The organism is Acinetobacter sp. ANC 3781 (assembly GCF_004331285.1).
Taxonomy (GTDB): Bacteria; Pseudomonadota; Gammaproteobacteria; order Pseudomonadales; family Moraxellaceae; genus Acinetobacter.
In genome coordinates this window covers 271,176-296,914 of sequence record NZ_SJOH01000001.1, presented here as the reverse complement: position 1 = coordinate 296,914, position 25,739 = coordinate 271,176, and the positions used below count along the sequence as shown (strand labels likewise).

The following is a 25,739-nucleotide window of genomic DNA, read 5'->3' as shown; positions in this document are numbered from 1 at the left end:
GTTATGCACTCCGTTTAAAATAGGATTGAGCTAGTTTCAAATAAATATTTGCAGCTCCGGTGAGTTTTTGTTTTAGGCTCAATTCGGTTGGATATTGTTTTACAGCAAGCTCGGCCAAGAGTTTAGGTAAAATCAGTGATTCCATTTTATTTAAGCAACGGACCAGACGAATGGCATTTGATACATCACCATCGGCAATCATACGGTCGTGAGCAAATGCTTGTGCAGTACTTTCCTGAAAAGAAAAGACGAGAAAAGCATGGGTTAAGTGCTTGAAAGTAATGGTTAGATCAGGCTTGATGTCTACAGATTTTAGTAATTTTAATTGATGGTCTTCCGTGACTTTCGCAATAAATGCCGGGCCATTGGGAAATACTTTCATCGATAGAACAAAACCGACAGGAAAGTTAGAGACTTCCTGTTTTACTTCGTCATCGACTTGACTCGCCATTACCAGACCTCTGCCAATCACATCCATCATGAGTTTGACATAGGTCAGTTGTAAAGCGGGCTTTACGGATTTTGTTGAAATCACTCGCGCATCCCTTATCTAAAAAATATTTTATTAATTTAGAGTAAATACTCTAATTTATTTTTATGTCAAAAGCAAAGTTATTGTTGCATGACTTGGACTTGATTAAAGTAACCGCTGTTGTCTAAAGTTTCAATGATATCCGTACATAAATCATTAAAGTGCGGGTAGTTCGGAACCAAGTCCATAACACGAACCATTTCCAGTCCTGCATAACCGCATGGGTTAATGGTATGGAAGCCAGACAGGTCGCAATCAATATTCAGTGCGAGTCCATGATAGCTGCGGCCTTTACGGATTTTAAAGCCTAAAGAACCAATTTTACGTTCATTGACATAAACCCCAGGTGCATCCGGTTTGGCATAGGCTTCAATCCCGTATTTGTTGAGCAGTTCAATCATGAGGTTTTCTGCATAAGACACTAAAGTACGGACATTCCAGCCTAAACGGTTTAGGTCGAACATGAAGTAAGCAACCAGTTGACCCGGACCATGCCAAGTGACTTGTCCGCCACGATCGGTTTGTACTACTGGAATGTTGCTGGACATCAAAATATGTTCAGGCTTTCCTGCTTGACCTTGAGTTAAAACCTCATGATGCTGCAAAATCCACAGTTCATCTGGGGTATTTTCATGACGGTTTTCAGTCAGGCTTTTCATGTCCTGAAAACGATCTGGATAGGGCGTGAGCTGGTTAAATTGACGAATAATCAGGGTTGGTTTTAGAACAGCATCAGTCACGTAAAGTGCGTCCTTAAAGAATTTTAAATATTATAAATGATTATAATGAAATCAGGCTTGGATAGGGAATGATACCCAGATGATTTGCCATTTTTATTGGAAGGGATTCAATGGTTTTCTATAGATATAAAAAAACACGCTGCTTAGCGTGTTTTTTATTTATCTTAAAGGGCTGTTTTAATCAATGGACATGCAGCTAAATCGGCATAAAGCGCATGCACCTGTTCAAGCTCCAAGAAAAGCAGTTGTGCAGTTAAAGAGTGATATTTACCTGTGCGAGATACTTGAATTTTAATACTCGTGCTATCAAAGTCAGGGAAGTGTTTCACTAAAATTTCTACAACGGCGACATGTAAATCATCACTCGCTTCACCAATCAGTTTGATTGGATAATCCATAGGGAAAACCCAAAGATCTTCTTGAAGTTCGCGAGATGGCGTACGGTCTAACATGGTCATAGTAGTCCCCTTATATCAAACGCCTGCATGAATGCAGGCGTTATATGTCTTCTGAATACTTAAATGGGGATACTCGAATACTTTTCAAGCCCCCCATCGGTATCATCAAGAATTAGTCGTTTTCTAGGAATGAACGTAAGTGTTCAGAACGAGAAGGATGGCGTAATTTACGTAATGCTTTAGCTTCAATCTGACGAATACGCTCACGTGTTACGTCAAACTGTTTACCGACTTCTTCCAAAGTATGGTCAGTTGGCATATCAATACCAAAACGCATTTTCAAGACTTTTGCCTCACGTTCAGTCAAGTTCTCAAGTACTTCACGAGTCGCTTCTTTTAAGCCTTCTGAAGTTGCAGCATCAATTGGAGAAGTGATGTTGCCATCTTCAATGAAGTCACCCAAATGCGAATCTTCATCATCACCAATTGGCGTTTCCATAGAAATCGGCTCTTTGGCAATTTTGAGTACTTTACGCACTTTAACTTCATCCATTTCCAGACGTTCGCCCAATTCTTCAGGCGTCGGTTCACGGCCCATTTCTTGAAGAAGCTGACGTGATACACGGTTGATCTTGTTAATGGTTTCGATCATGTGTACTGGAATACGAATGGTACGTGCCTGATCGGCAATAGAACGGGTAATCGCCTGACGAATCCACCAAGTTGCATAGGTCGAGAATTTATAACCACGACGGTATTCAAACTTGTCTACGGCTTTCATCAAACCGATATTACCTTCTTGAATCAAGTCAAGGAATTGCAAGCCACGATTGGTATATTTTTTCGCAATCGAAATCACCAGACGCAAGTTTGCTTCAACCATTTCTTTTTTCGCACGGCGCGCTTTGGCTTCACCAATCGACATACGTTTAGAAATATCTTTAATGCCTTTAACATCAAGACCCAGTTCTTTTTCGATGTCTGCAATCTTTTGTTGGAATGCAAGCACATCTGGACGTACTTTTTCCAAATAAACTTTTTGTTCAGCAGGTGCTTTAGCAATTTGTTCATCTAACCAGGCTGGATTTGATTCATGGCCCGGGAACGAAGTACGGAAGTGATTACGGTCCATACGGCCGCGACGTACTGCATAACGCATTACTTCACGTTCAGCGGTACGAATTTGTTCATGCGTACCACGAATCATTTCTGAAATGATGTCAAATAAACGCGGGGTAAATTTAAACATCATAAACACGGTTGCCAGTGCTTGAAGCGCTTCTTCTGCCTGTTTGCTATCACGACCATGTTTTTCAATAGCAGTTTTGGTTAATTTCCAAGCATCTTCTAATTCGGTAAAACGAATACGGGCAATTTCTGGATCTGGACCTGATTCGGCTTCAGACTCATCATCGCTTTCAGCTTCTTCTTCTTCGTCATCATCCAACTTTACATCTTTAGTCGCTTTGGTTGCAGCTTCAGCTTTTTCAACAACAATTTCTGCTACTTCTAGAACTTCTGGAATTTCTTCATCAGATTCTGGATCTAAATAACCAGATAAAATATCAGCAAGACGACGTTCACCTTCGGTAACATCGTTATATTCTTTTAATACAACTTCAACTGCATTTGGCCAATACGCAATAGAATGAAGAACGTCACGAATACCTTCTTCAATGCGTTTAGCAATGCTAATTTCGCCTTCACGTGTTAAAAGTTCAACCGTTCCCATTTCACGCATGTACATACGTACTGGATCCGTGGTTCGACCAGGTTCGCTTTCAACTGAAGCAAGAACGGCTGCCGCTTCTTCTTCAGCGACTTCATCGGTTGCTTCAGCGTTATTGCCGTCGAACATGGTGTCATCAGATTCAGGCGCACGTTCATGCACTGGAATGCCAACGTCTTGAAGCATTTGAATAATGTCTTCAATCTGTTCGCTTTCCGTGATCGAGTCTGGGAGATGATCGTTAACTTCAGCGTAAGTTAAGTAACCTTGCTCTTTGCCTCGGCTAATCAGAGCCGCTACTTGAGAAGTAGGGGAAGTCATATCGCTCATCTTTGCTTACTCTTCATTGAATCAGTGGCAGTGAAAAACCGTGCATAATAGCACAATTCGCTTAAAATTGTTTTGAATTGATTGGTCAAGTATCATTTAGAAAGATGACTTTGATTTAACAATTGTTTTCAATATTGGGTTGGAATTTTATTTTTCAAGTGTGTTTAATGGAATGCCTTCAAAATATACCGGGTTTTCTGCATACATTCTGAATAAAATTCTGCATGTTAATAAATACACAATTTTAGGGTCAAAAAACAAGAGTAAATTGAGTTTGTTATATAAAAAATTAAAAAAAACTTGACAAGATTTCCGAACAAAGATAAATAGCGCCTAGACCCATTCACTTTTTTCACCATGAGGTAGTTTTAGTGTCTTCTACAGATTTTGAACTAGATGATAGCTTCAGTGATGATGATGTCAGCTTTGATGAAGCCTCAAGCAAAATTAGTGCTAAAGAGTCTTTGGAAAAGCGTCGTCTCATTGACGATTTACTCGCACAACGTCGTTTGGAGCGTGAACTGAAAGATTTTGATTACGATCTGGATGATGACGACGACTTTGATGATGAAGAAGACTAAATTGTGATTTGGCATAGCCGGCTAAAATGCTATGCTATCCGCAGTTATTTTACTGAACTTGGATTTTAAATGAGTGCTTTAGATTTAGACCTATTGAGCGAATACCTAGACGGCGACCAAAATGAACACGGTCTAGATTTTGCGGCAACTCATGGTTTTTTATGTGCAACTGCTGTTGGACCAACTTTTGATAAATGGCTCGAGGAACTTTTCGATAACAATCAAAAGAAAGTTCCTGCTGAAATGATTGCTCAAATAAAAGCATGGTTAGAAGCAATTCGTCAAAACTTGGCCAATGAAGAAGGAATTGAATTTCCTTTTGAAATTGAAGAGGCGGATGTTGAATCAAGTTTAGGCGACTGGAGTGTTGGTTTCGTTGATGCTATGTTCTTAAACGAAGATGCCTGGTTCACACCTGAACATGAAGAACAACTGGTAGATTTAACTTTACCCATGATGATGTTCAGTGGTGTGGACGATGAAGATCCACAAATGGAATCTTTCCGTCGCAATGGTCAGCTGATGGACGAAATTGCTGAAGAAATTCCAGCAAACTTAAATGAAATTTATTTAATGTATCACACGCCAAGCTAAGGGCGCTGTCATAGTTAAATGCTGTGTTTCATTCAATGTAAAAAACACCTCACTTGAGGTGTTTTTTTATTGCTTAAATCAAAACATTTTTGCGCAAATCAGCCATAGCTAAAACTAAATAAAACCCATTCCATCAGTACTGTAAAACTGATTACAATCAGCCAGATCCCTTCCGGGATATGCCCCAGTATCTGAATGAATAGAGAAGTCGTGCAGCTATTAATATTGATGAGCAATAAACAGATGCTAATCACAACTAATCTGCAGGCAATTGATTCCAATTAATAGTTTCTTTTTTTGGGGTGAGGGGGCAGCGCTGTTCACGCTCTGCAAAATGCCATGCCGTGAAGAAGCTTCCTGCAATTAGTATAACGATAGCAGAGGAAATTTCTATACTGATTACCTGGATCAAGAAGTTAAATAACAAAAAAGAGAGAATATAGGCAATGGTGAAAACAGCATAATAATATTTCATTTAAATCTCCCCAAGCACATCCAATTCAACATTAATAAAAACAAAGCTAGATAAGCTTTTATGTGATTATTGACGATCAAGAAAATAGTTTCGGATAAAGGGTAATCGCTAAATTCTTTGATTTGAGGAGATATGTTTGCAGCTTCCATAGAATACAAAAAAAATCCGTATAAGCGTTTATGATGTTCACCCAGATTTTTATCTCAACAGAAGCGCCTGCATGTTTTTCTATTAAGCTTTATGTTTGAACTTTCGATATAAAAACCAAATGCAGAAAACGCTCACTATTGCGATAATGACATAGCCGACACTGCTGAAAATGGCTTGCATCAGCTCCTGATTTTCTCCGAAATAAAAACCCATACAGGCCAGAAAAGTGGTCCAGATAATTGTACCTAGACTACTGTAGAACATGAATTTCCCGAAGGGCATGTGACTCATGCCAGCTGGAATGCTGATTAGTGAACGAACTGCAGGAATCATGCGGCCAAAGAAAACAATTCGGTGCCCATAGTGTTCAAACCAGTCCAGAGATTTTTTGACATCGTTAGGTTTTATAAAAAGATATTTGCCGTAGCGATCTACAAAACGGAAAATACTGTCGTGATTAAATTTATACCCTACCCAGTACAATATAGCCGCAGCAATCAGGGAACCTATACAACCCGCGATAATTACGCCAGTTAAAAGCAATTGCCCTTGTGATGCAGAATAACCTGCAGAAGGCATAATAATTTCCGAAGGAATCGGAGGAAAAATATTGTCGAGAAACATTAATAGAGCAATACCGAAGTAGCCCAATTGTTCCATAATGGAAATAATCCATTCAGTCAAATTCATAAGTTTGTAAAAATAATAATGATATCCAAACCATCCTAAAGTTTATTTATTGTAGGGTAAAGTAAAGCCAAGTCATTAACTTTGCTTATTCCTGACTATGGACTAGGGTGTGAATGTAAACCTTTCTTAAACTATACGAAAGTGCAAAAGGAATCACACTGAGCATCGCATATTCAAATAGATTGGGTTTCAAGTGGTAGGCAATAAAGATTGATAAAATAGTGCCAATAACAGCTCCCAAGGTCACAATAAAAAGATGAGATTGTTGATCTAAAAGTATTTTTATTTCTTGTATTTGTTGATAATTTTTTCCACGTACAAAGTCAACACGTCTATTATAATTGACCGAACGAGTAATTGATTTTGGCATAATTTAACTCCTTTTTCACGTTATATGTTTAATTTTTTACTTTAAAAATTAATGAGTTACAGGATTGTTTTAATTTTAATCTCAGGTTATCAAATTATGTGAGACTTAGTAAGCATTAAAAGTGAAATTTGGTGATCTTTTTTTAATTATTGTTTATTTTAGGTAAATAAAAAGCCCTCAAATGAGAGCTTTATTTATATAACTTTACAAATTTAAGTTTAAAGACGTTTTCGCTTAGCAGCTGCAATTTGAGACTGACGCATGCGGAAACCGGCTTTCTGTTGCTCTGTAGTTTTCTCAATACAATATTTACAAGATACCCCATGTTCATAACTTGCAAGTTCAGCTTCTTCAGGAAGTAAAGGCCATCCACATGCATGACACTTAATGTTCTGACCTTCTTCAACACCATGGGTTACTGCAGTACGGCCATCAAATACGAAACATTCGCCTTCCCACATGCTTTCTTCAACCGGGGTTTCTTCGAGGTATTTTAAAATACCGCCTTTTAAGTGATAAACCTCATTAAAGCCTTCCTGAAGTAATAAAGAAGTTGATTTTTCACAACGAATCCCACCAGTACAGAACATCGCAATCTTCTTGTCTTTATGCTGTGCAAGGTTTTGTTTTACATATTCTGGAAATTCACGGAACGTTTCTGTCTTAGGGTCAACCGCACCTTTAAATGTACCGGCTTTATATTCGTAGTCATTACGGGTATCGACCAGAATCACGTCATCACGTGCAATCAGTTCGTTCCATTGTTTAGGATCAAGATAATGACCGACTAAGTCGCGTGGTTTAACTTCCACACCTAAAGTTACAATCTCTTTTTTGAGTTTGATTTTCATTTTACGGAAAGGTTTATCATCGCTATGAGATTCTTTGTACTCCATAGCGTTAAAGCCTTCATTCACAAGAAAAGTATGAATTTGATCAATCGCTTCACGATCCCCAGCCACAGTACCGTTAATACCTTCACCAGCTACAATTAGAGTTCCACACAAGTTAATGCTGTTGACCAAGTCTAAAAGACGTTGTTGAAGATCGGCAGGATCTTGAACTTCTTTAAATTGATATAGTGCGGCAACAACCCAACTTGTGGTCGCTTGCTGTTCTACAGGTGCAAGCTGTTCTACAGTAGCGTTCATGGAATACTCCAAATGTATTATGATAGGACAAAATTCAAGGCGCGTATTTTAACGTGAATTGTATGAAGAAGCGAGAAAACCATATCAAAAATATGGTTATTAAGCGAAAGATGCCGATATAGGTTGTCATTTATCAAATCGAGCTTGAGTTAAAATCGTTTGATAGATGATTTTATTGATTTCTCAATTGTGCAGGAGTGTGTCTTGAGTACTGACCGTCGAATTGCTTCTTTGACCCCATGTGCAGGGCGTTGTTCTACGGTATTTGGTGATTCGGTATGCCGTGGTTGCCGTCGTTTTAACCATGAAGTGATTCAGTGGAATACTTATACGCCTGAACAGCATACTGCGGTCTGGAAGCGTCTGGATGCACAGCTGGATCAAATTTTAATACCCCTGTTGCCGCATGCCGATTTGCATCATGTGGAGGGCTTTGTCTTATCTAAGCGGGTGCGTTTACGTGAGGATGCCTCCAAAGGTCGCAAGCTTTATCATGCACTTAAAATTTGTGAGAAGAATAAAAATTTAGCCGAAGAAAGCGGTTTGGGGATTCAACATAAACAGGTGAAACCGCTCTGGCAGGAATTTGAACGTCGGGTACTGGCTTTGGCTACAGCAAGTTACGATTTTGCTTTTTTACGTGCTGATGGTATTAGCCATAATTTATTGCAGATGATGGAAGAAGATTAAAAAGATCATTTTTATTTGAATTCCCAAAAAATTAAAGTGTAGAAAAAGTGAATATCGCGGAATATCTGTTGTACTGTCTGACTGTCGTGATCATGATTGCGACACCTGGACCTGTCATGATGCTGGTCGCCAGTGCAGGGCTTAAAGGTGGTTATCGTAAAGCTTTGCAAACGATCTTTGGCACCAACTTTGCCTCACTGATTTTAATTACTGTTTCCATTTTAGTTCTGAAAGGTTTTCTGGATATTAGTGAGCAATGGTTCAGAGGCATTAAAATTCTAGGCTGTATATATATTGCTTATTTGGGTATTCAAATTTTAAGGGGAGTATTCTTTTCTAAACAGGAGGAATCACCATCACAATTAAAATTCAAGTCCATGAATGGGGGTTTTAAACAGGGATTTCTGGTTGGTATTTCTAATCCTAAAGATATTCTTTTCTTTGCTGCATTTTTTCCCCAGTTTGTACAGATTACCCCTCATTTGGATATTAGTCTGGGAATTCTGACCTTTAGTTGGATCGTACTGGATTTTGCCACTTTATCTATGATTTATTTAAGTTTTAATCGTTTATCCAAATCCAAGATTTACCATAAATTGTTAGGGGCTTGCGGTGCCACTCTAATTTTAATAGCGGGATATGGTTTGTATTCAACAGTGTTCTCAATATTCTAAATAATAATAAAGGAGCTCCTAGAGCAAGTAAGGCGGATTAGTTAAGAGCTTTTACCATAAACGTCTTGGCTTTAGATCATTCGCGGCGAAGTCTTATCTTTTCATCGCAAAACTCGTCCACTGCTTAAATTAAGACAAAATGCAGAAACAGTATTTTTAAAATTTAGTTTTGCCTTACGCTGTAACCAAGTATGGCTTTGTTCTTGCTCAAGTTAAGAATGATGTTTCAGCGTATCAAGGAATATACTGAGTTCAAAATTAAAACTGCCAGTCAAGTTCTTAACTGACTGGCATTACCTCGAGTCAGGGGCTTTTATTTTTTAATTTTAGAGATTATGCGTTACGCGATACTGCACAATTTCTTCAATTGTAATCACGGTTAAATGATGAGTTTGTGCATAAGATAGAACTTGAATACCCGACGCCATTGTGCCATCTGGATTAGTCAATTCACACAAAACACCTGCGGGTTTTAAACCGGCTAAACGTGCTAAATCAATCGTACCTTCAGTATGTCCACGACGGGTGAGTACACCACCATTACGGGCGCGTAAAGGAAAGACATGACCAGGACGGTTTAAGTCACTTGCGATAGCACCATCTTTAATGGCTGCTTTTACAGTGGTAGTACGGTCTTTTGCTGAAACACCTGTGGTTACACCGGTTGCTGCTTCAATGGTTATGGTAAATGCTGTTTTAAACTGGCTTGAGTTGTCAGTCACCATTGGTGGAAGTTCCAAATGATTGGCCAGTTCATCGGTTAAGCATAAGCAGACAATACCTGAACCATCACGAATCATACGCGCCATGGTTTCAACAGTTAGCGTTTCTGCAGCAACAATCAGGTCAGCTTCATTTTCGCGGTCAAAGTCATCCATCACCAAAACCGGTTTGCCTTGGCGGATATCTTCTAATGCTTTTTGAATACGTTGTTCAGCCGGAGGAAGGGCTGAAAAGAAAATTTCGGGTTGAATCAAACTAGACATTGAAACGCTCTCGTAAAATAAAAATACGGTTGAACATTTCAGGACTGATGCAGAAATGGGGTCGCAGCGATAGATTAAATATAAATATCGGTTACGTCGTCTTCTTTCATCCGGACTATACCGTCGGCTTTGGTTTCTCACCAAATCTGCCTGTCAATCTTTTAAGAAAATTGACAGGCTCGTGGGCTGATTAAATCTTATCATTTCATCTAAGTTTAACTTACCACCGGTGGGGAATTGCGCCCCGCCCTGAAGCGATGTGCAATGATTATAGACCTGTTTTTAATTGAGGGCGCAGCTTTGTATAGATCAATCAGTCATATAGATATTAAATATTTGAATAATAAAGTGAAAATTACAAGAAAATAAAAAAGCCCGCATACTGCGAGCTTTTTAATATTTTTGAATTTAAGCCACTTGAACAGGAATACAGTTCGCAGTGTGACTTACAGTATTGTTTGGGTTTGCATAAACAAGACGTGGTTTATGTGCATTCGCTTCAGCTTCAGTGAAATCACCAAAGGTTGCAATAATCACTAAATCACCGACGTCAGCTTGATGTGCAGCACCACCATTGACAGAAATAATACCTGAATGATCTTCACCACGAATCGCATAAGTGGCGAAGCGTTTACCATTCGTGACGTTCCATACGTGGATTTCTTCATATTCACGAATACCTGCTAAATCCATGAGTACGCCATCAATTGCACATGAACCTTCGTAATGAAGTTCTGCATGCGTAACTTGAGCACGGTGAATTTTGCATTTTAATAAACGAGATAGCATGGCTGGCGTCTCCTTAGTCGAGCTAAGATTTTATCTTATGGTTGAATCAATCACTTTTTACTGGGTAAGTAATCCGCAGCAAGCGCATTTTGCTCTGAAAAAAGCATCATGGCAAGAAGGATTGTTCAACAATTTATAGATTGATCAATTCGGTTTATAAGCATTGATTTGATTCATGGCTGGCTGTATGTCACCGTTTACCAGCAATTTAATGCGAGATAAAGCGTGCGCAATGGCATCATCCATTAAATTTTGTTCGCTGCTCGGGGCTTTGCTGAGTACATGTCCGGATACCCGTTCTTTTGAACCAGGATGACCAATACCAATACGTAGACGATGGAAATCAGGACCTGTATGCGGAACGATATCGCGTAAACCGTTATGACCACCGTGACCACCGCCTGTTTTTAAGCGAATTACACCGGGATTCATATCCAGCTCATCATGCGCAATCAGCATCGTTTCTGGGGCAACTTGATAGAATTTTGCGAAGGGCACAACACTTTTGCCAGAGGCATTCATAAAGGTTGTGGGTAAAAGCAGACGAATGTCTTGACCTTCAATATTACCGCGACCGCTGATTCCGTAGAATTTAGGATCGGCTTTGAGGGAAATGCCATAAGCTTCAGCAAGGCGTTCAACAAACCAAGCACCTGCATTATGGCGGGTTTGGGCGTATTCCTTACCAGGATTGCCCAAACCGACAATTAGCGAAAGTTTTGACACTAATTATACCGTTAACACTTATGCGCGTTTAAAGTCAGCGTGCATTGGAGTGTTTTTAGCTGGGTGACGTTGTAAAGCTTGGATTTTAACGCTTTCAACTTTATCGCCCACTTGAATTTCAATCACTTCTTCAAAGAAAGAGTTGTCTTCAAGAAATTTAACAAGTTGACGAAGTTCTAAAGTCACAGTTACAGGAGCAGCTTCGCCACCGTAAATGATTGCTGGAACTTTATTTTCTAGACGAAGGCGGCGGCTCGAACCTTTCCCTTGTACTGATTCGTCACGAGCTACTGCATTTAATACGAAGTTTGCCATGATGACATTTCCTCATTGAGTTTAATGGACTGAACCTTCGACCAGTTCAGTGATATAAAGCCCCACCATAGGGGCAGGGCTTTTAAAATTTAGCGCTGTATTATAGATAACTATCAAACATTGCGCTAATAGATTCTTCGTTGTTAATACGACGAATTGTTTCAGCAACCATACTAGCAACTGAAACCTGGCGAATCTTACCAAGTTCTAATGCTTCCTGAGAAAGAGGAATGGTATCTGTTACGACAAGTTCGTCGAGTACAGAGTTCTTCAAATTCTCAAGTGCTTTACCTGAAAGTACAGGGTGAGTTGCATAGGCAACTACACGGCGAGCACCAAATTGTTTCAGTGCATCAGCGGCTTTACACAAAGTACCGGCGGTATCCACCATGTCATCCACGATTACGCAGTCACGATCTTTTACATCACCAATCAAATGCATCACTTGTGATTCATTTGCTTTTTGACGACGTTTATCAATGATTGCAAGATCGATATCACCCATTTGCTTAGCTACAGCACGTGCACGAACTACACCGCCAACGTCTGGAGAAACAACCATAAGATTATGGTGTTGCTGTTGACGAAGATCAGCAAGTAACGCAGGAGTACCGTAGATATTGTCTACAGGGATGTCGAAGAAACCTTGAATCTGGTCAGCATGAAGGTCGATCATTACAACGCGGTCAATACCTACAGTTGTCAGCATATCTGCTACAACTTTTGCAGTAATTGGCACACGGCTTGAACGAGGACGACGGTCTTGACGAGCATATCCAAAGTAAGGGATGACAGCAGTAATACGACCTGCGCTTGCACGACGTAAAGCATCGGCCATCACGAGGACTTCCATAAGGTTGTCATTCGTTGGGGCACAAGTAGGCTGTACGAGAAATACGTCTTTACCACGAACATTTTCAGAAATTTCGACAGCAATTTCACCGTCAGAAAAATGACCTACAGATGCTGCACCTAAAGGAATGTGCAGGTGGCTTACGACTTTTTGGGCGAATTGTGGATGTGCAGTTCCACTAAAAACGACAAGATTGGGCATGAAGCACCCTTGGCGGTTGGAATGTTTGAAAGTAGATGGCAGGGGCGGCTGGATTCGAACCAACGGATGCCGAGATCAAAACCCGGTGCCTTACCACTTGGCGACGCCCCTAATGCGGCAGAACTTTAATAGTTTTGTGGTTCTATGTCAAGGTAAATTAACAAATGAACCTGCAAACTCTGTTCTGTCTTTTTTGAGAAAATGGCAGGGGTAGCTGGATTCGAACCAACGGATGCCGAGATCAAAACCCGGTGCCTTACCACTTGGCGATACCCCTAAATCTGATCACTGTAATTTTTATTTAAACCACTGGTTTAAATGGCAGGGGCGGCTGGATTCGAACCAACGGATGCCGAGATCAAAACCCGGTGCCTTACCACTTGGCGACGCCCCTAATACAGCAATCTACAGATGAAATGAATGGCAGGGGCGGCTGGATTCGAACCAACGGATGCCGAGATCAAAACCCGGTGCCTTACCACTTGGCGACGCCCCTATCATAGAACCTGGAAATGACGTAATGGTGATTCATTTAAACTATTGACCAAGTAAGCTTTACAAGGTGAATGAGCCAAAATCTCATCAGTATTCATATCGGCAGTTACTTCAGTAAACACACAAGCACCTGTACCTGTAAGTTTTGCAATACCGAACTGGTCTAAATACTGCATCGCTTCATTCACTTCAGGATATAGACTTCTGGCCAAAGGCTCAAAGTTATTTCCAAAGTTAAATGGCTTTAACTGATAGGCGCAAAATTTAGTAGGCTTCGTGTCTCTTGTCAACGTTTTTTGTGAAAAAAGCAGTTGAGTGCTGATAAAACAGTCAGGTTTTAGCACAATGTACTGTTTTTGATCTAAGTCTATGAATGTTAAGTGTTCACCAATACCTTCAGCCCATGCGTTACGACCATGAACAAAAATCGGAACGTCTGCACCGAGTTTTAGCCCGAGTTCAGCCAATTGTTCGATATTTAGACCACATTGCCACAATTGGTTTATCGCAATCAGGGTGGTGGCAGCATTGGAAGAACCGCCTCCCAGTCCTGCACCCATTGGAATATTTTTCTCAATAGAGATCTTTAAACCCGTTGGCTGTTTAGCAAAAGGTTTTAAAACCTGAGTGGCTTTGTAAATTAAATTCTGTTCAAGGTCGACACTGCTCAAGCCATCAATTGAAATGATGAGGTCATCTGTTTGAGTGAATTCTAGCCAGTCAGTTAAATCAATCAGTTGGAAAATAGTTTGCAATTCATGATAGCCATTGTCACGACGGCCGGTGATATGCAAAAAAAGATTGAGCTTGGCGGGAGAGGGAACACGAATCATATAATTTTAAACTTTTGCAGATTTAACGATTTTGAATAACCATTGTAATACGGTTTTCCTGACCTGATTCAAGTGCTTGCTTCAAAATCAATTTATTCGGCAATTGCGCCTGATCATTATAGCTTAAATCAACAGTCCAGCCATCTTCCAGAAATTGGATGGGGCGATTGTTTTCATCTTTACTGATTTTCGCTTGTGTGGTTGCCGGTTTGGCTTGAACCCAATCCACCAGATGGGTGATTGGTGCTTGCCAGCCGGTTGCACGTTCCAGTAATTCTTCAGGTGTTTCAGCTCGAATGAGTCCAGTTTTGGCACTATTTAAGGTGACTTGACCTGGAGTACCTGAAATTTGCGTTTTGCCCACCCCTAAAATCCCGCTTAACTCGATGTCAAATTCATCCTGCTGTTGTACCCAGGTGAAAAATGCACTGCCAGATTGTTTTGGTGTTTTTACCCCAATTTTACCTTGCAAGTTAAAATTATTTGCTTCAGGGAGTTGGGAAACACTCGGCGCTTGAGGCTGGGTATATTGTTGGCAACCTGTCAGTACCAGTGTGCTTGTGGCGATCAGGGTTAAGCTGAATTTGGAAAAAATACGCATAAAGATCATTAACTCTTTTTCAGGTTTGGCGGTAACAATAACGATTTCAGTTGTTCTAATTGAGGATCATTAGGGTGTTTTTTTTGTAATTGTTGTAACACATGATTAAATTTTGTCAGATCGCCTTGCATATACAGCGCTTTTGCATAGCGCACTCCAATTTTGGCACTTTGACTTATCTCATACGCTTTTTCTAACACCAGCGCAGAGGTTTTAAAGTCATTTTGTAAAAAGGTGATATAGCCGAGCGTATCTAAAATAGACGCTTGTTCGGGTGCAAACTCCAAGGCATGTTCAACATATTGTCTAGCTTCATCCAATCGTCTATTTTGTAACGCCAGTGTGTACGCGTAGGCATTCAGGTAGGTTGGACTATTTGGCTCAATTTCCAATAATTTTTTCAATAATTTATCCAGCTTATCCTGGTCTTGATAAGGGTCAAGCAATAGTACTTCTGAATAGATCAGTTCAGGGTCATCGGGTATGTTTTTGATGGCCTCTTCGAGCAGGCGCATGGCTGCTTTTTTATTGCCCATACGTTTTAGAATATCTGCCTGAGCCTGATAGAGGAAACTGGCATGTTGAGGATAATTGACCCGTTCCTGGGTTAAAAATCGTAACGCATCGCTCAGCTGTTTTTGCTCTGAAAAAATATTAATCATGTTGCGGCGTGAAACTGTGTAGAGACTGCCATCCACCAGGCGGTAATAGGCTTTTGCAGTTTCAAAGTGCTGTTTTCTTTCGGCATTCACGGCTAGGTAATAATAAGCTTCATTTTGATATTGATTAGAATATCGAAGCTCAACTAAAAACTTTTCCGCCTTTTCATATTCTTCTAAATCGATACTGGTTAATCCTGCAATGAAAAGAGCTTCTTCCTCATGCGGCCATTTTTTAATAATGGTTTCAAGTTTATCTAGTGCTTGTTTGGATTTATTAATTTTAATCAGATATTTAATTTCAGCTAAACGAACTTCTAAGTTGGATTTATGTTTACGACTAGCCTTGTCATACCATTTTAGAGTGGCTTCTTCATCCCCTAAAGCACTGAGTAAATTGGCTTTCATTAAGATAAACCCAGTGACTTTGGGGCGTTTTTTAAGCGCACGATTAATCGTAACCAATGCTTGCTCTAACTGTCCATTTTGCGCTTCCAAGCCTGAAATCAGGACCAAGACAGATGGATTGTCGCGTTCTTTACTTTTGCTTAACGCTTCCAGTAGAACTTGTCGATCTTCCGGTTCTTCTGGCACAATGCCGACCAGAATCTTTTCCAGGTCTGCATCGGGGTCAATATTTAAAATTTTATCTAGCGTTTCGGATGCCAGTTCATACTCATGCGATTTCAGGGCAATATGTGAAAGATAAAATAACGGTGGAACATCGGTAGGTTCCTGAACCACCCAATGTGTCGCAATATCGAGTGCAGCTTTTAGGTCATTTTGTTCCAGTGCAACATTTAAAGCGCGCTGTTTAACCGTAGTTGAACTGCTTTTAATTGCAAGCACGGTGTAGTTATGTAATGCTGTTGGAATGTCATGATAGGCCAGTGCAAATTCAGCAATCATGCTTTGTTTTATAGCATTATAGTTTGAATTGGCATGATAAATTTCTCCGGATGCTCTAATATGAGCACTCGAAGCCATGCTACCCACAAGTAAGAATGTGGTAGAATATTGCTTAATTGTCGCGCCGTTTATTCGGCTATTTGTTTGACGCAATTTTTCTTGATCCAAGTAATGCTTTTTATGACACCAATATTGCACAATAGCATAAATTTAGCGAAATGATGATCTGATATGTCTTTCTTTGCACTGGGTGTCAACCATCAGACCGCTTCTGTAGAACTACGTGAACAGATTGCATTTAACCCGGAAAAGTTAACGCAATTACTTGCCGAGCAAAGCCAGAACCATGACTTGAATGATATGGTCGTGGTTTCTACATGTAATCGAACCGAAGTTTATGCCATGTCTGAAAATGCAGAGATGGTAATGAACTGGCTCGCCCAGACAAATGGCTTAGATCCTAAACAATTATTAAATCATGTTTATCGTTATGAAAATGCGCAGGCTATAACGCATCTGATGCGGGTTGCCAGTGGTCTTGACTCCTTGATGCTGGGTGAGCCACAAATTTTAGGACAAGTAAAGTCCGCGCTTTCTCTGGCGAAAGACGCCCATACCGTTTCTCCAAATTTAAACCGAATTTTTGAATATGCTTTTTACGCAGCCAAGCGTGTTCGCTCGGAAACTGCGGTCGGTAGTCATGCGGTTTCTATGGGTTATGCCGTTGCCCAGTTGGCACTTCAAGTCTTTAGCAAGCCTGAAAAGCTGACCGTAATGGTGGTTGCAGCAGGTGAAATGAATAGCTTGGTGGCTAAACATTTAGCCGAAATGGGCGTAGGTAAAGTCCTTATTTGTAATCGGACCCGTGCCCGGGCTGAAACTTTGGCACAAGAAATTGCACATCGTGTAGATGTGGAAATTATCGATTTTTCCGAGTTAGCTGCAAACTTATATCGCGCAGATGTTATTTCAAGCTGTACCGGGAGTTTACATCAGGTTATTGCTTACAATGAGGTTAAAACTGCATTAAAAAAACGTCGCTATCAACAAATGCTGTTGGTGGATTTAGCGGTTCCGCGTGATATCGATCCAAAAGTTAAATCATTGGATGGCGTGTATTTATATGGCGTCGATGATTTACAAAGTGTCATTGATGACAATCTGGCTCAACGTCGCCAAGCGGCTGTTGAAGCAGAAGTCATGGTAAACCAGTTAGCCACAGAATTGCTTACCCAACAAAAAATTAACAAAGCGGGTAGTACTATTCATGCGTATCGTGAACAAGGCGAAGTTCTAAAACAAGAAGAATTGGCTCTAGCAATGTCTCGAATTAAAGCCGGTGAAAATGCCGAGCAAGTGCTGCAAGAGTTTTCCCATCGTTTAACCCAAAAACTACTCCATCCTACTTCTATATTATTGCGTCAAGCAGCGAAATCTGAAGATCCAAGTTGTTTTGAATGGATGCGTGATGATCTGGACGAAATCTTTGCGAAGCGTCGTAAAATAAAACAAGAAAAATAAGAGATTTTTTGGCGTTTGATTATTCGTCAATTAAGGTCAATGAGCGTTTACGATCAATTTCATAAATTCGCTGTTTCAAGTTTCTCATTTCAGCAATACTGGTAAATTTTTTCGATTTTAATTTTTGCTGCAAGCATTGATATTGCAGTTTAATCGAAAAATCTTCAGCCAGTTTATCTGCTTGCTCTGGAGATGAGGTGTAATCACTGATGTTGGTTTGCATTAAAATATGCTGCAAGTCATGGTGGTAATTTGCACAGGCACCTAAGACATAATATTGAGATAATTCAGTATCATCCGGTAAATCATCAAAAATGATATTAAAGATATTTAAAATTTTAAACAGCAACTGATCATGTGGAATCAAAGCGCGTAACGGTTCGAAATGGATATACAAATAGGGGTGACTCATTAAAATCGCCACCACATATTCTTCTGCATCAATTTTGGTACTAAAGCTTAATGACGCATCATTGTTGACTTGCGGTTGCCATTTACGGCTATAACCGAGCTTTTCACGAAAGTATTGCTGTAACAAATAACGGTAAGAACCATGTTTCGGTAACAGTTCAGTGAGCTGTTTGAGTTCTCCCATGACCTGACTTTTACCTTCAGGCGATGTGCTGTTATGATTTTGAGTTAAATGGGCAAAAATAAACTCGGACAATAAAGGCGCGGCTTGCAACATGCGTTGAAAGCTTTCTAAGCCTTCACGGCGAATCAGAGAATCCGGATCGTGATCATTTGGGAGCACGAAGAACTTGAGTTCACGACCGTCATTCAGTAAGGGCAAAGCAATTTCTAAAGTACGACGCGCCGCTTTTTGACCGGCAGCATCGCCGTCGAATGCCACAGTGATGCGATTATTTTGCTTAAATAAAATATTTAGATGGTCAGTATTACTGGCTGTACCCAAGGTCGCCACAGCACCGAAAACGCCATATTGCTGTAAGGCAATGACATCCATATAGCCTTCGACCATCAGCCAGTCTTGGGCTTTTTGCTTGCGGCCTTCATATAAACCATATAGCAACTGGTTTTTATGAAACACTTCAGAATCGGGTGAGTTGATATACTTGGGTTTGATTTCGTCATTTAAAGCACGACCGCCAAATCCAACCACACGACCTTTGGAATCACGAATCGGAAAAATGACCCGATCACGCAGCAGGTCAAAATCTCGCCCTTTGTCACTGGTACGGATTAACCCCAGTTGTCTTAAACCTTCAATATCATAAGGGAAGGCTTTTTCCAGATGTTGCCAGTCTTCGGGCGCATAACCTAAACGCCAATACACAATGGTTTCAGCGCTTAAACCCCGTTGTTTGAAGTATTGCTGGGCAGTCTGACTATGTGGTAATTGCTGTTCATAGTACAGCGCAATATTTTCTAGTAAATCGTATAAGTTACCGTCTTGAGGAATATCTTCAAATTGCGCGGTAGTTTGATCAAACGCTGCAAACGGATCATTGCCATAGAACACAGCCTCTTGCATTTGAAATTCTGCAAAAGGGTCGTGATCAATGGCTGACGTTACTGTGGTACTAGAATGTTGTGGTGAATTCGCTGCAGCATTTTGAATATTGCGTTCAGATTGCTTCGCAACAGGTTGCGGCTTGGCTGCTTCACGTTTGTATTTGATTTTATTTGAATCATGATTGTCTTTAGGGAGCTCTATGCCGCTTCGACTTGACAGATCCTTCATCACATCGACAAAATTGCGACCATCGATATCCATTAAAAAGCGAATGGCATTCCCGTTGGCCTGACAACCAAAACAATGAAAATACTGTTTATCCCGATACACATGGAATGATGGCGATTTTTCCTGATGAAAAGGGCAGCAACCTGAATAGGTGCGACCCGTTTTCTTAAGTTTCACGCGTTGACCAATCAGATCGACAATATCTGTACGATCTAATATTTGATCAATCGTGTGTTGAGGAATAGCCATACGTATGCAATCGGGTTGTGATCTATCTATTAAAAATGACTGACAAATAGGCTGCCAGAAGTTAGCTAAGTTAAAAGTGCATCAGCGGTTAAAAGTTAATTTGTATACCTTTTGCGCAGAATGATCAATATGATTGGTTAAAATAGCAAAAGGGCAAGTATGATAACTTGCCCTTCATGAAAATGCGACCAATAAGCTCGGCTTATTTGGGTGCTGGTGCTTCTTCTGTAGTCGGTGCTTCAATCATTTCTTGTTTCGGTGCAGGAATACTGCTTTCTGTTTGTGGTCGATCTAACAAACCGAAACTTAAACGATTGGTGAGACTGCGTTTTTCCCCATATTCAGTGCTTTGTTGTTGCTCTGTCTCTGTAGAACTTTGCGCTTCACGTCCAAATACACCTAAAGTTGCACGGTTAATCCAACTGCCTTCACTGCGTGCAGCACGAAGATTTACACTACCATCCGCTTTAACCAGGTTTGGATAGTTTAGCTTTAACACTTCAATATACTGTTGCGAAGTTTGGGTATCCCCTAATTTGTCATAACCATAGGCAATTGTGGCTAAGGCTTCAGGCACTTGTGGGGTTTGTGGATAGTGTTCAACCACCCATTGAGAGCGTTCAACCGCAGCTAACCATGCTTTACGTTTAATATTAAAACGCGCTGCATTCATCTCGGCTTCAGCCAGTTCGGTACCAATAAACTTCATACGCTGTGCTGCATCGACTGCATAAGTGCTCGACGGGAAGCGACGAATGAAATCGACAAAGTTCTGATAAGCCACTTTTAAATAGCTGACATCACGATGCGCCTGCTTTAATGAGGTATAGCGTAATAGACCATCATAGTTTTGTTCCATATTTGCCACGCCACGAACATAGTAGGCATAATCCACATTTGGATGTTGTGGATTTAAACGAATAAAACGTTCAGCAAGGGCAATTGCACCTTCATAATCTTTTTGTTGAAATTTAACGTACAACAATTCTAATTGTGCCTGTTGCGCATAGTCACCTGTAGGATAGTAGGTGTCTAAGGCTTCAAGATGCTTAGCTGCGTCAGTATATTGACCACGTTCAAGAGCTTTTTCAGCTTTTTGAATATAAACTTGCTCGCTAGATTGTGGTCCTGTGTCCACAACTTCTTTCTTTGGATTACTGCTACAGCCCGCTATTGCCGACGCAACGCCTAAAGATAAAGCAAGCATTGTCATTTTATAACGTGGTAACGACATAAAAATTCCTCTGTTAATACGGGCAATGAGCTACAATTGCACTATTAAACCACTTTTGTCTGAATGAGCAAATGAGTCAAGCACAATCTTCTAATTCTAATTTCCCTGAAACTGATTTCAATTTACTTGAAGATTCTGAGGATGCAGATAACCATACTTCAGACTCAACTGCAACACGTTTATCGTTGCAATTTCAATTGGATGAAAGCTATTTGGGGCAACGTATCGACCAGGTTGCAGCTCTAGTCTGGAACGATTTTTCCCGTGAAAAACTCAAGCAGTGGCTGAAAGACGGCCATTTGTTGGTAAATGGTAACACTGTTAAACCCAAGTATAAATGTGAAGGCAATGAGCTTTTAACACTCAATGTTGAGCTGGAAGTTCAAACCAAAAGCTTGCCTGAAGATATTCCATTAAATATTATTTATGAAGATGACGACATTATTGTCATTAATAAACCGGTGGGTATGGTCGTTCATCCAGGCGCGGGCAACAGCTCGGGTACTTTGGTAAATGCCTTGTTGCATCATTATCCCAAATCGGCGGAGTTAACACGTGCGGGCCTCGTGCACCGTATTGATAAAGACACCAGCGGTTTGCTGGTGGTTGCTAAAAACCTGGAATCTCAATTTTCCTTAAGCAAGCAGTTGGCCAAGAAAAGCGTCTACCGTGTTTATGATCTGGTGGTTTACGGCAAAATCATTGCCGGCGGCACCATTGACGAGCCAATTAAACGTCATCCGGTTGATCGTATTAAAATGGCCATCTTGCCGGGTGGTAAGGATGCGGTAACTCATTACAACGTAAAAGAGCGCTTCCAGCATTTCACTCGTGTCCAAGCGCGTCTGGAAACAGGCCGTACTCATCAGATCCGTGTTCATTTTAGTTATCTGGGCTTTGGTTTGGTGGGGGACCCGGTGTATATGAGTCGTGTACGTGTTCCTGCGGGTGCTTCTGAATTACTGAGTGAAACTTTACGTGGCTTTAAACGCCAAGCCTTACATGCCTCTAAGCTTGGCCTGGTTCATCCACGCTCAGGTGAAGAAATGATGTTTGAAGCGCCTTGGGCAGATGACTTCATTCAATTGGTTGAAGTATTACGTAGCGAAAACCAAGCCTACTAAGTTGTTTTATCGCGTGCTATGCATCATAAGGAAAGAAACATGCAATTTGTTCAAGGGCTTCCACAAGGCATATTTGTTGGGCAGACACGAGTGCATCATCAAAAAACTCAACCCTCTGCCCAACCTGAACTTGCAGGATTTAACTTGGCATTGCATGTCTATGATGATGCAAAGCGTGTACAACAGCATCGTATGGCGTTACTGCAAGAGTTTGCTGAATTCGGAGTCGATAAGGTGACCTGGATGACGCAAACGCACAGCACCATTTGTCATAGCATTAATGAAGAAATTCCTTTTACAGCACTTGAAGGTGATGGGCTGGTTACCCAGCGTAAAGCACATGCGTTAATGATGATGACTGCGGATTGCCTGCCTGTCGTGCTCGGTAATGCAGATGGCACGGAAGTAGCGAATCTGCATGCCGGTTGGCGAGGGTTGGCGGGTGGCATTGTTGAAAATACGATTGCGACTATGCAAAGTCAGCCGACTTGGGCATGGTTAGGCGCTGCCATTAGTCAGCCATGCTTTGAAATTGGTGAAGAAGTCAAATTGGCTTTTTGTTCAAAATATCCTGAACTCGAAAGTGCTTTTAAAGACAGTGAAAAAGCGGCTAAGTTTTATGCTGACTTATATGCCATCGCGTATTTTATTCTGAAGCATCACGGTGTTGATGTTGTGTTGGGTGGCGATCAGTGCAGTTATCAGCAAGCGGAAGAATATTTTTCTTATCGCCGTGAAGCAAAAACAGGGCGCATGGCAACATTCGTGTTTATGGCGTGAAACTGTTAAACTTGCTTAAAATTTACTGCTTTTATTGATATGCCTTTATCTTCGAAATCACTTGCCATCGTTTATCACAGTCCATATGGACATACTGCAAAAGTGGCCTCTTTTATTGCTCAAGGTGCTGAGCAAGCAGGCATTCATGTGCACTGCATGAACATCGAACACGTGGATTGGGATATATTGGATCAGGCGGATGCGATTGTTTTTGGTTGTCCAACCTATATGGGAAGTTTAACTGCTGCCTTGAAGTTATTTATGGAGCAGTCTTCCAAACGCTGGTTGGCACGTACATGGCAAGGCAAAATTGCAGCGGGTTTCACCAATGGTGGCGGTTTAAGCGGAGATAAGTTGGCTGTATTGCAACAGATTAATCTGTTTGCCATGCAACATGGCATGTTGTGGACAGGCTTGCCGATGATGCCTACCGGACGTAGTGCACAGGATTTGAACCGGATGTCGAGCTTTTTAGGTTTAATGACACAGTCCGATAATGCACCCGTTGAAATAACTCCGCCACAGGGCGATTTAGATACCGCCATCTGGTTTGGTGAATATATCGGCTTATTGCTGGCTAAACTAAAATAAAAGCAGATTGATATGAATATTAAAAAACCTCCATCTGGAGGTTTTTTTGTTTTTTAGATGAAAACTTATTTATGAAAAATTCGGGCTTTATCACGTTGCCAGTCACGGTCTTTTTCAGTGGCACGCTTATCGTGAAGCTGTTTACCTTTTACTAAAGCAATTTCAAGCTTGGCATTTGGCCCTTTCCAGTAACAAGCCAGTGGAACGCATGAATAACCTTTTTGGTTAATCGCACCCATCAGCTTTTCAATTTCACGTCGGTTCAACAAAAGTTTACGTGTACGCGTCGCTTCAGGGACTACATGTGTCGATGCGCTCAGCAAAGGCTGAACCTGTGCACCAAACAAGAAGGCTTCACCATTTTTAAAGGTAATATAGCTTTCTACGATGGTCATACGACCTGCACGCATTGATTTGACTTCCCAGCCTTGTAATGAAAGACCAGCTTCGAATTTCTCTTCAATAAAATAATCGTGGCGGGCACGTTTGTTGAGTGCAATAGTTCCGCCGCTATTTTTTTTAACTACAATACTTGCTTTCGCCATAATCTGATACTTCCAATCTTACTGTTATTGTACCGCAACTCGAACCAAGATGAACTTTTTTAAATTTATGAGGATTATTCACTAAAAAAACAAGTTTTTGCTAAAATAAGCATCTACACAATAAACTAGAGTACAAATGGATGTCTAAAACTCGCGTCATTTATCCGGGCACATTCGATCCAATTACCAATGGTCATATCGATTTGGTGTCTCGTGCAGCGAAAATGTTTGATGAAGTTGTGGTGGCGATTGCCATTGGCCATCATAAGAATCCAGTCTTTAGTTTAGAAGAACGAGTAGATTTGGCGCAGAAATCGTTAAGTCACTTGCCTAATGTAGAGTTTGTCGGCTTTGATGGTTTGTTGGTCAATTTTTTCCGCGAACAAAAAGCCACAGCAGTACTTCGGGGGTTACGTGCAGTATCGGACTTTGAATATGAATTTCAACTGGCTAATATGAATCGTCGACTTGATTCGAATTTTGAAGCGGTATTTTTAACTCCTTCAGAGCAATATTCCTTTATTTCATCTACATTGGTACGTGAAATTGCCCGTTTAAATGGTGATGTAACCCAGTTTGTACCGCAAGCTGTGGTTGAAGCCTTTAAACGGAAACAACAACAAGGTTGGTAGCGTGTCTTTATATATTACCGATGAATGCATCAATTGTGATGTGTGCGAGCCGGTGTGCCCGAACGAGGCCATTTTCATGGGTGAAATCATATATGAAATTCACCCGGATTTGTGTACTGAATGTGTCGGACATTTCGATGAACCACAGTGTCAATTATTCTGTCCAGTCGATTGTATTCCGTTAGATCCACAGCATGTGGAATCTCAAGATCAATTAATGGATAAATATAAAAAACTGATTGCTCAAAAAAGCACAAGCAATTAGTGCGGAAGTTTGATAAGATGCGCCCCGAAGTGAGCTAGACGATCGCTGCTGTGTAGATCTTCGTGATTGAAACAGGGGAGGAAAGTCCGGGCTTCATAGGGCAGGGTGCCAGGTAACGCCTGGGCGGTGAAAGCCGACGGCAAGTGCAGCAGAGAGTAGACCGCCATCTTTGCAATTTTCCTTCGGGAAGACCAAGAGGGATGGTAAGGGTGAAAGGGTGCGGTAAGAGCGCACCGCGTGTCTGGTAACAGTTCACGGCAAGGTAAACCCCACCAGAAGCAAGACCAAATAGGAATCCTGAGGCACGGCCCGTGCTGGATTCGGGTAGGTCGCTTGAGCGTACGAGTGATTGTGCGCCTAGAGGAATGATCGTTCACGACAGAACCCGGCTTATCGGCTCACTTCACCAAATATTTTACAATTATTGTGTGATATTTCTTGACATAAAGCATGTTGAAATAGATAATACGCGCACAGTTTTGGCTATGTAGCTCAGTTGGTTAGAGCACCGCACTCATAATGCGGGGGTCACAGGTTCAAGTCCCGTCATAGCCACCATTTTAATAGGTCACACTTCTATAAGTGTGACCTTTTTTTTATGCTTAAAATTTATACTTAATAT

At 40.9% G+C, this 25,739-nt stretch carries 29 protein-coding genes, 5 tRNA genes, 1 other RNA gene and 1 riboswitch; of the genes, 12 read left to right on the top strand and 23 right to left on the bottom strand.

All coding sequences use genetic code 11. The annotated features are described in order from the left end of the window. Position 1 precedes the first annotated feature (1 nt). The 4 genes from E0H89_RS01550 to rpoD form a co-directional block, all read right to left on the bottom strand. Positions 2 to 535: a hypothetical protein gene (locus E0H89_RS01550; protein WP_131213957.1), complete on the bottom strand. Its 534-nt coding sequence runs from the start codon at positions 533 to 535 to the stop codon at positions 2 to 4. A 77-nt stretch (positions 536 to 612) separates the two neighbouring features. Continuing rightward, complete coding sequence (gene lipB, locus E0H89_RS01545; protein ID WP_131213955.1) at positions 613 to 1,272, bottom strand: lipoyl(octanoyl) transferase LipB; 660 nt, start codon at positions 1,270 to 1,272, stop codon at positions 613 to 615. 164 nt (positions 1,273 to 1,436) lie between these two features. Further along, positions 1,437 to 1,724 (bottom strand): YbeD family protein, encoded by a 288-nt coding sequence (locus E0H89_RS01540; protein ID WP_165492585.1) that lies wholly within the window; start codon positions 1,722 to 1,724, stop codon positions 1,437 to 1,439. A 118-nt stretch (positions 1,725 to 1,842) separates the two neighbouring features. Continuing rightward, a complete protein-coding gene (gene rpoD / locus E0H89_RS01535; RefSeq protein ID WP_131213950.1) occupies positions 1,843 to 3,729 on the bottom strand; it encodes an RNA polymerase sigma factor RpoD in 1,887 nt (628 codons plus the stop codon). A gap of 371 nt (positions 3,730 to 4,100) precedes the next feature. Here rpoD and E0H89_RS01530 point away from each other — a divergent pair, with 371 nt between their 5' ends. Further along, entirely contained in the window at positions 4,101 to 4,310 is a 210-nt protein-coding gene (locus tag E0H89_RS01530) for a PA3496 family putative envelope integrity protein (protein ID WP_067723989.1), read from the top strand. A 69-nt stretch (positions 4,311 to 4,379) separates the two neighbouring features. Next, positions 4,380 to 4,904, top strand: a complete 525-nt coding sequence (locus E0H89_RS01525) for a YecA/YgfB family protein (RefSeq protein WP_131213948.1) — start codon at positions 4,380 to 4,382, stop codon at positions 4,902 to 4,904. Between the two features lie 256 nt (positions 4,905 to 5,160). Here the strand turns inward: E0H89_RS01525 and E0H89_RS01520 are convergent, their stop codons facing one another. The 4 genes from E0H89_RS01520 to trhO all read right to left on the bottom strand — a co-directional run bounded on the left by E0H89_RS01520 (position 5,161) and on the right by trhO (position 7,740). Further along, positions 5,161 to 5,379, bottom strand: a complete 219-nt coding sequence (locus E0H89_RS01520; RefSeq protein ID WP_131213946.1) for an ABZJ_00895 family protein — start codon at positions 5,377 to 5,379, stop codon at positions 5,161 to 5,163. A 231-nt stretch (positions 5,380 to 5,610) separates the two neighbouring features. Continuing rightward, positions 5,611 to 6,219: a DedA family protein gene (locus E0H89_RS01515; protein ID WP_131213944.1), complete on the bottom strand. Its 609-nt coding sequence runs from the start codon at positions 6,217 to 6,219 to the stop codon at positions 5,611 to 5,613. An 85-nt stretch (positions 6,220 to 6,304) separates the two neighbouring features. After that, positions 6,305 to 6,589, bottom strand: a complete 285-nt coding sequence (locus E0H89_RS01510; protein ID WP_131213941.1) for an FUSC family protein — start codon at positions 6,587 to 6,589, stop codon at positions 6,305 to 6,307. Between the two features lie 218 nt (positions 6,590 to 6,807). Beyond that, the gene (gene trhO, locus E0H89_RS01505; RefSeq protein ID WP_131213939.1) at positions 6,808 to 7,740 is read right to left on the bottom strand and encodes an oxygen-dependent tRNA uridine(34) hydroxylase TrhO; all 933 of its coding nucleotides are present in this window, start codon (positions 7,738 to 7,740) and stop codon (positions 6,808 to 6,810) included. 204 nt (positions 7,741 to 7,944) lie between these two features. Between trhO and E0H89_RS01500 the strand changes: the two genes are divergently transcribed. Next, a complete protein-coding gene (locus E0H89_RS01500) occupies positions 7,945 to 8,430 on the top strand; it encodes a DUF1289 domain-containing protein (protein ID WP_165493995.1) in 486 nt (161 codons plus the stop codon). Positions 8,431 to 8,477: 47 nt separating this feature from the next. Next, positions 8,478 to 9,104 (top strand): LysE family translocator, encoded by a 627-nt coding sequence (locus E0H89_RS01495; RefSeq protein WP_131213937.1) that lies wholly within the window; start codon positions 8,478 to 8,480, stop codon positions 9,102 to 9,104. A gap of 326 nt (positions 9,105 to 9,430) precedes the next feature. On the opposite strand, the gene ribB is transcribed toward E0H89_RS01495, so the two are convergent. The 12 genes from ribB to E0H89_RS01435 form a co-directional block, all read right to left on the bottom strand. Beyond that, on the bottom strand, positions 9,431 to 10,090 hold the full coding sequence (ribB, locus tag E0H89_RS01490) for a 3,4-dihydroxy-2-butanone-4-phosphate synthase (RefSeq protein WP_131213935.1): 660 nt from the start codon (positions 10,088 to 10,090) through the stop codon (positions 9,431 to 9,433). Positions 10,091 to 10,184: 94 nt separating this feature from the next. Next, positions 10,185 to 10,350: riboswitch (FMN riboswitch) on the bottom strand. Between the two features lie 148 nt (positions 10,351 to 10,498). Then, on the bottom strand, positions 10,499 to 10,879 hold the full coding sequence (gene panD, locus E0H89_RS01485; protein WP_131213933.1) for an aspartate 1-decarboxylase: 381 nt from the start codon (positions 10,877 to 10,879) through the stop codon (positions 10,499 to 10,501). A 144-nt stretch (positions 10,880 to 11,023) separates the two neighbouring features. After that, entirely contained in the window at positions 11,024 to 11,605 is a 582-nt protein-coding gene (gene pth / locus E0H89_RS01480; RefSeq protein ID WP_131213931.1) for an aminoacyl-tRNA hydrolase, read from the bottom strand. An 18-nt stretch (positions 11,606 to 11,623) separates the two neighbouring features. Further along, positions 11,624 to 11,920: a 50S ribosomal protein L25 gene (rplY, locus tag E0H89_RS01475; protein ID WP_067723999.1), complete on the bottom strand. Its 297-nt coding sequence runs from the start codon at positions 11,918 to 11,920 to the stop codon at positions 11,624 to 11,626. 100 nt (positions 11,921 to 12,020) lie between these two features. Beyond that, positions 12,021 to 12,974, bottom strand: a complete 954-nt coding sequence (locus E0H89_RS01470; protein ID WP_131213929.1) for a ribose-phosphate pyrophosphokinase — start codon at positions 12,972 to 12,974, stop codon at positions 12,021 to 12,023. 36 nt (positions 12,975 to 13,010) lie between these two features. Continuing rightward, positions 13,011 to 13,085, bottom strand: a tRNA-Gln gene (locus E0H89_RS01465). A gap of 91 nt (positions 13,086 to 13,176) precedes the next feature. Further along, positions 13,177 to 13,251: transfer RNA gene (locus E0H89_RS01460), tRNA-Gln, on the bottom strand. A 42-nt stretch (positions 13,252 to 13,293) separates the two neighbouring features. After that, positions 13,294 to 13,368, bottom strand: a tRNA-Gln gene (locus E0H89_RS01455). A 27-nt stretch (positions 13,369 to 13,395) separates the two neighbouring features. After that, positions 13,396 to 13,470, bottom strand: a tRNA-Gln gene (locus E0H89_RS01450). A 1-nt stretch (position 13,471) separates the two neighbouring features. After that, positions 13,472 to 14,302: a 4-(cytidine 5'-diphospho)-2-C-methyl-D-erythritol kinase gene (ispE, locus tag E0H89_RS01445; RefSeq protein ID WP_131213927.1), complete on the bottom strand. Its 831-nt coding sequence runs from the start codon at positions 14,300 to 14,302 to the stop codon at positions 13,472 to 13,474. Between the two features lie 22 nt (positions 14,303 to 14,324). Further along, positions 14,325 to 14,903, bottom strand: coding sequence for a lipoprotein insertase outer membrane protein LolB (gene lolB, locus E0H89_RS01440; RefSeq protein ID WP_131213925.1), 579 nt, complete (start codon positions 14,901 to 14,903; stop codon positions 14,325 to 14,327). 8 nt (positions 14,904 to 14,911) lie between these two features. Next, complete coding sequence (locus E0H89_RS01435; RefSeq protein ID WP_131213923.1) at positions 14,912 to 16,624, bottom strand: tetratricopeptide repeat protein; 1,713 nt, start codon at positions 16,622 to 16,624, stop codon at positions 14,912 to 14,914. Positions 16,625 to 16,702: 78 nt separating this feature from the next. On the opposite strand from E0H89_RS01435, the gene hemA reads away from it, so the two are divergent. Beyond that, positions 16,703 to 17,992, top strand: a complete 1,290-nt coding sequence (gene hemA / locus E0H89_RS01430) for a glutamyl-tRNA reductase (RefSeq protein WP_131213921.1) — start codon at positions 16,703 to 16,705, stop codon at positions 17,990 to 17,992. A 19-nt stretch (positions 17,993 to 18,011) separates the two neighbouring features. On the opposite strand, the gene E0H89_RS01425 is transcribed toward hemA, so the two are convergent. After that, positions 18,012 to 19,946, bottom strand: coding sequence for a DNA primase (locus tag E0H89_RS01425; RefSeq protein WP_131213919.1), 1,935 nt, complete (start codon positions 19,944 to 19,946; stop codon positions 18,012 to 18,014). A gap of 202 nt (positions 19,947 to 20,148) precedes the next feature. After that, positions 20,149 to 21,180, bottom strand: a complete 1,032-nt coding sequence (locus E0H89_RS01420) for an outer membrane protein assembly factor BamD (protein ID WP_131213917.1) — start codon at positions 21,178 to 21,180, stop codon at positions 20,149 to 20,151. Between the two features lie 71 nt (positions 21,181 to 21,251). Here E0H89_RS01420 and rluD point away from each other — a divergent pair, with 71 nt between their 5' ends. From rluD to E0H89_RS01405, 3 genes are read left to right on the top strand one after another with little or no spacing between them, the layout of a single operon-like run. Continuing rightward, positions 21,252 to 22,304: a 23S rRNA pseudouridine(1911/1915/1917) synthase RluD gene (rluD, locus tag E0H89_RS01415; protein WP_131213915.1), complete on the top strand. Its 1,053-nt coding sequence runs from the start codon at positions 21,252 to 21,254 to the stop codon at positions 22,302 to 22,304. A gap of 39 nt (positions 22,305 to 22,343) precedes the next feature. Next, a complete protein-coding gene (gene pgeF, locus E0H89_RS01410) occupies positions 22,344 to 23,084 on the top strand; it encodes a peptidoglycan editing factor PgeF (RefSeq protein WP_131213913.1) in 741 nt (246 codons plus the stop codon). A 39-nt stretch (positions 23,085 to 23,123) separates the two neighbouring features. Beyond that, positions 23,124 to 23,675 (top strand): flavodoxin family protein, encoded by a 552-nt coding sequence (locus tag E0H89_RS01405; protein ID WP_131213911.1) that lies wholly within the window; start codon positions 23,124 to 23,126, stop codon positions 23,673 to 23,675. Between the two features lie 65 nt (positions 23,676 to 23,740). Here E0H89_RS01405 and smpB read toward each other — a convergent pair whose 3' ends face one another. Further along, on the bottom strand, positions 23,741 to 24,220 hold the full coding sequence (smpB, locus tag E0H89_RS01400) for an SsrA-binding protein SmpB (RefSeq protein ID WP_131213909.1): 480 nt from the start codon (positions 24,218 to 24,220) through the stop codon (positions 23,741 to 23,743). Between the two features lie 140 nt (positions 24,221 to 24,360). On the opposite strand from smpB, the gene coaD reads away from it, so the two are divergent. The 4 genes from coaD (at position 24,361) to E0H89_RS01380 (ending at position 25,675) form a co-directional block, all read left to right on the top strand. Then, positions 24,361 to 24,852, top strand: coding sequence for a pantetheine-phosphate adenylyltransferase (gene coaD / locus E0H89_RS01395; protein ID WP_131213907.1), 492 nt, complete (start codon positions 24,361 to 24,363; stop codon positions 24,850 to 24,852). Between the two features lies 1 nt (position 24,853). Next, entirely contained in the window at positions 24,854 to 25,117 is a 264-nt protein-coding gene (locus E0H89_RS01390; RefSeq protein ID WP_067863243.1) for a YfhL family 4Fe-4S dicluster ferredoxin, read from the top strand. Between the two features lie 26 nt (positions 25,118 to 25,143). Continuing rightward, an RNA gene (rnpB, locus tag E0H89_RS01385) (RNase P RNA component class A) lies at positions 25,144 to 25,526 on the top strand. Positions 25,527 to 25,598: 72 nt separating this feature from the next. After that, positions 25,599 to 25,675 (top strand) — tRNA-Met (locus E0H89_RS01380). The last annotated feature ends 64 nt before the right edge of the window (positions 25,676 to 25,739 follow it).